At 75.5% G+C, this 4012-nt stretch carries 5 protein-coding genes and 1 pseudogene; 4 read left to right on the top strand and 2 right to left on the bottom strand.

What is annotated here, in order from left to right; all coding sequences use genetic code 11:
* Nucleotides 1-83: 83 nt before the first annotated feature.
* Genes RIM90_RS29775 through RIM90_RS29765 form a run of 3 tightly spaced genes read left to right on the top strand, consistent with a single transcriptional unit; the run spans nucleotide 84 to nucleotide 1988 of the window.
* On the top strand, nucleotides 84-1034 hold the full coding sequence (locus RIM90_RS29775; protein WP_309063848.1) for a Rieske (2Fe-2S) protein: 951 nt from the start codon (nucleotides 84-86) through the stop codon (nucleotides 1032-1034).
* Entirely contained in the window at nucleotides 1018-1284 is a 267-nt protein-coding gene (locus RIM90_RS29770; protein ID WP_309063847.1) for a hypothetical protein, read from the top strand. The genes RIM90_RS29775 and RIM90_RS29770 overlap by 17 nt, the downstream gene beginning before the upstream one ends.
* Nucleotides 1281-1988: a phosphodiesterase gene (locus tag RIM90_RS29765; RefSeq protein WP_309063846.1), complete on the top strand. Its 708-nt coding sequence runs from the start codon at nucleotides 1281-1283 to the stop codon at nucleotides 1986-1988. The genes RIM90_RS29770 and RIM90_RS29765 overlap by 4 nt, the downstream gene beginning before the upstream one ends.
* Before the next feature lie 193 nt (nucleotides 1989-2181).
* Here RIM90_RS29765 and RIM90_RS29760 read toward each other — a convergent pair whose 3' ends face one another.
* A complete protein-coding gene (locus tag RIM90_RS29760) occupies nucleotides 2182-3573 on the bottom strand; it encodes an NAD(P)-binding domain-containing protein (RefSeq protein WP_309063845.1) in 1392 nt (463 codons plus the stop codon).
* A gap of 31 nt (nucleotides 3574-3604) precedes the next feature.
* Nucleotides 3605-3775, bottom strand: a complete 171-nt coding sequence (locus RIM90_RS29755; protein ID WP_309063844.1) for a hypothetical protein — start codon at nucleotides 3773-3775, stop codon at nucleotides 3605-3607.
* A 74-nt stretch (nucleotides 3776-3849) separates the two neighbouring features.
* Here RIM90_RS29755 and RIM90_RS31665 point away from each other — a divergent pair.
* A pseudogene (locus RIM90_RS31665) lies at nucleotides 3850-4012 on the top strand (transcriptional regulator); the annotation flags it as partial.

The following is a 4012-nucleotide window of genomic DNA, read 5'->3' as shown; positions in this document are numbered from 1 at the left end:
CGTGAAGGGCCCCGGAGCGGCTGTTTGTCTCCTGCCCGTGGGGGGACCCTCCTGCCATGAGCGGAAAGCCAGGTCGTCGCCGTATGGGTCAGAACCGGGTGCTGTGGCTGCTCGACGCCCTGGAACGTGATCCCAGGGCGGACGCGGCGATCGACAAGCTGACCAGGAGCGTGCGAGCCCTCCCGTTGGGCCGCGCACGGGACGGGTTGCACGGCCGGTGGCTCGGCCATCCCGTGCACCCCTTGATGGTGCAGGTGCCGATCGGCAGCTGGATGTCCGCCGCCGTACTCGACCTGTGGCCCGGCCGTTCCCGGGGGGCCGGTCTCCTTGTCGGCGTCGGACTGGCGGCGGCCGGTCCCGCCGCGCTGGCGGGCGCGGTCGACTGGGCCGAACTGCGTCGCCAGCAGAGACGGGTGGGGCTGGTGCACGCCGTGGTCAACACGGCGGCCGTGGGACTGTACGGCGCCTCGCTCCTCTGCCGCCTCACCGGGCGGGCCGGAGCGGGCCGCGCGTACGGCTTCCTCGGGCTGACGGCGGTCGGTCTGGGAGGCATGCTGGGCGGCCACCTGGCATACCGGCAGGCTTCCGGTGCCAACCACGCCGAGGAGGTGCCGCACGTCGTCAGCGAGGGCTGGCACCGGATCGGCACCGTGGACGAGTTCCCGGCCGGCCGGCCCGTGCGGCGCACCGTGGACGATGTGCCGGTCCTGGTGGTGCGCGAACCCGGCGGGACCTTCCACGCGCTGGCCGAGCGGTGCAGTCATCTGGCGGGCCCGCTGTCCGAGGGCACGGTCGCCGACGGGTGTGTCCGCTGCCCCTGGCACGGCAGCGTCTTCCGGCTGTCGGACGGCTGGAACGTCCGCGGCCCCGCCACCGCGCCCCAGCCCGCCTTCGACACCCGTGTCGTCGACGGGCGGGTGGAGATCAGGCTGCGCCGCGAGGACGGAACGCAGAGGCCGGACGGCCACGAGACGGACGAGGCGCCGACGCGGGCAGGATCAGAAGAGGGCGAGGGCCATGGGCGCAGCAGCTGACGGCCGGCGGGACGTCCGAGTCGACGGCTGCGGCGCGGTGGGGCGGACGGCCGCCGGGGCGGCGGTCCTGGAGGCCGCCGAGCGGGTCGTCGCCCTCGACCGCGTCCCCGGACGACTGGCCGCGACCGAGCGGTGCGTCGGCGCGGAGGCCGTCGACTGCACCGGCACGGACGTCGCCGCCGGGCTGCGCGAGCGCACCGACGGCCGCGTCCGTGCCGTCATCCGCCCCGACTCCCGAGGAGCCGCATGACCGTCAGTTGCACGGCACGCCGTGTGGCCGACCGGCTGGCCCGGTGGCGCTCGGCACCGGCCCTGCACCCCTACGGGGTGCTGTGTGCGGGGACGCTGACCGTGACCGGCCGCGCGGACGCCGGGTGGGGTGTGTCCTGGCTGGACCGGCCCGGCTCCTATCGGGTGACGGTGCGCTGGTCCCGTGCGCTCGGCCTGCCCCGGCGGCTGCCGGACGGTCTGGGCCTGGCCGTCCGGGTCGAGGACGCCGACGGCCCCGGCACCACGCTCGACCTGCTGCTCACGTCCAGCCGCTCCGGCCGCCTCGGCCGCCACCTGCCCCTTCTGCGGCCGAATGCCTTGAGCGGACCGTACTCCACCGTGCTGTCCTACCGGGTGGGTGATCGTGAACGGGTTCTGGCGGCCTTCCCCGTCCCCGACCCGGGCGGCACTCCGGAGGACACCATGCCGACACTGTGGCAGGAGCTCGCCCGCCGACCCGTCCGCTTCGACCTGCGCGCAGCCGCCTCCGACGAGCCCTGGCGCACCTTCGCCTCGCTGTCCCTGGAGACCGCGCACACGGCTCCGGCCACCCGCACCGTGTCCTACGACCCCTACGCCCACAGCCTCCCCGGACTGCGTCCCACCGGACGGCTGCGCCGACTCCGCGACGCCGCGTACGCCGGCTCCCGCCACGGACGAACCGGTGACGAGCGCGCCGGGTGACCGGTGGGTCCGCCGGTGGCGGATGCCGGCCGGCCGGTCGCGCGGGTGATCTGCGGGTCGAGGACGGGGAAGGCGCAGGAGACGATGCCCCGGCTCACGATCCGTGTCAGGCAGAGGGCGGGCAGGGCGGCGCGGGGCCGTGACCGGTCCCCTGTTCCGGTCGCGGCCCCGCCGTCACGGGTGCCGAGGTCGGTCACGAGCCGCAGCAGCCGCCCGCCGGGGTCTCCTCGGTGGCGGCGCCCGCTGCCGCGGGCGTGCCGAGCTGGACGAGCTGCGGCGCGGGCGCGCAGCAGCCGCCGTCGGTCTGCCGGGTGTCGGGGGCGTCGAACAGGCCCGCGCCGCCGCAGACGCCGGTCTCGGGCAGGGTGAGTTCGACCCGGTCGGCGGAGTCCAGGTCGCCGGCGATGGCGGCGGCGACGGAGCGGACCTGCTCGTAGCCGGTCATGGCCAGGAAGGTCGGGGCGCGGCCGTAGGACTTCATGCCGACCAGGTAGACGCCCTGGTCGGGGTGGGAGAGCTCGCGGTGTCCGTGCGGGTAGACGGTGCCGCAGGAGTGCTGGTTGGGGTCGATCAGCGGGGCGAGTCCGACCGGGGCCTGGAGGCGCTCGTCGAGGTTCAGGCGGACCTCGGAGAGGAAGGACAGGTCGGGGCGGAAGCCGGTCAGCACGATCACCTCGTCCACGGCGTCGAGGCGGCGCCCGTCCTCGCCCACCAGGACCAGGCGTCCGTCGCCGTCGCGTTCGATCGCCTCGGTGCGGAATCCCGTGACGGCGTCGGCGTGGCCGTTGTCGACGGCGGCCTTCGCCGCGAGGCCGAGCGCGCCGCGGGCGGGCAGCTGGTCGGCGGTGCCGCCGCCGAAGGTGGAGCCGGAGATGCCCCGGCGCAGGATCCACACCGCGTGCGTCCCCCTGCCGTCCTCGGACTCGGCCAGGTCGGCGAGGTAGGCGAGCGTGGTGAAGGCGGAGGCGCCGGAGCCGATGACCGCGGTGCGCCTGCCCGCGTAGCGGGCGCGCACGGTGGGGTCCTCGAGGTCGGGGACGCGGTAGGTGACGCGGTCGGCCGCCGCCTTCTCGCCGAGGGCGGGCAGGCCGCTGCCGCCGGCCGGGGACGGGGCGGTCCAGGTGCCGGAGGCGTCGATGACCGCGCGGGCGAGGATCCGTTCCTCCCGGCCGCCGGCGTACTGGACGTGGACGACGAAGGGCTGGGCCTCGCGGTCGGCGTCGACGATCCGGTCGCGGCCGGCCTTCGAGACGCCGGTGACGGTGGCGCCGGTGCGGACCCGGTCGCCGAGGACGTCGGCCAGTGGCTGGAGGTACTGCTCGGCCCAGTCCCCGCCGGACGGGTACGTCGCCGGGTCGGGGCGCGTCCAGCCGGCCGGGGCGAGGAGCTTCTCGGCGGCCGGGTCGACGACTTCGCCCCAGGTGGAGAACAGCCGCACGTGGCTCCACTCGCGCACGGCCGCGCCGGCGCTCGCGCCCGCTTCCAGCACGAGGGGCTCGATGCCGCGGCCGGTCAGGTGGGCGGCGGCGGCCAGTCCGGTGGGGCCGGCTCCGATGACGACGACGGGGAGCTGCTGGGTGCTCATGATGCTCGGTCTCCTCAAGGGGCGAAAGGGTTCAGCGCGCGTGGGTGAGGGCGGTCAGCCGGGCGTGCCGCCGGTGCTCGGCCGCTCGGGCGGCGCTGTCGCTGACCCGGGCGCAGCCGTCGCAGAACCTGACACCGGCCAGGTGGCGGGCGGTGCGGCGGGCCCGGACCGCGGTGAGCACGGTACGGAGGGTGGCCGTCACGGCGACTCCTTGCTTCGATGTCTGTCGATACATCGGAGCCTGCCACCTGTATCGACGAGTGTCAACATAGACGCATGCCGAAGTCGGAGATCGCGGAGCTGCCCCGCCCCGGAGGACGGCGGTGCGGTGCCGTGCTGCCCGCCGATCACGGCCGGGGAGCTGCCCCGGGCGGACGCGGAGAAGGTGGCCGCCGTGTTCAAGGCGCTGTCGGACCCGGTGCGGCTGCGGCTGTTCTCC

It is taken from the genome of Streptomyces sp. (assembly GCF_031181555.1).
Lineage (GTDB): Bacteria > Actinomycetota > Actinomycetes > Streptomycetales > Streptomycetaceae > Streptomyces > Streptomyces fimbriatus.
The sequence above is the reverse complement of the archived record's forward strand: the minus strand, read 5'-3'. Positions and strand labels throughout refer to the sequence as shown.

What these genes read in the sequence shown, in the direction of transcription:
- RIM90_RS29775 (WP_309063848.1), top strand. Translation starts at nt 84, where the DNA reads ATGGGTCAGAACCGGGTGCTGTGGCTGCTCGACGCCCTGGAACGTGAT.
- RIM90_RS29770 (WP_309063847.1), top strand. Translation starts at nt 1,018, where the DNA reads ATGGGCGCAGCAGCTGACGGCCGGCGGGACGTCCGAGTCGACGGCTGC.
- RIM90_RS29765 (WP_309063846.1), top strand. Translation starts at nt 1,281, where the DNA reads ATGACCGTCAGTTGCACGGCACGCCGTGTGGCCGACCGGCTGGCCCGG.
- RIM90_RS29760 (WP_309063845.1), bottom strand. Translation starts at nt 3,573, where the DNA reads ATGAGCACCCAGCAGCTCCCCGTCGTCGTCATCGGAGCCGGCCCCACC.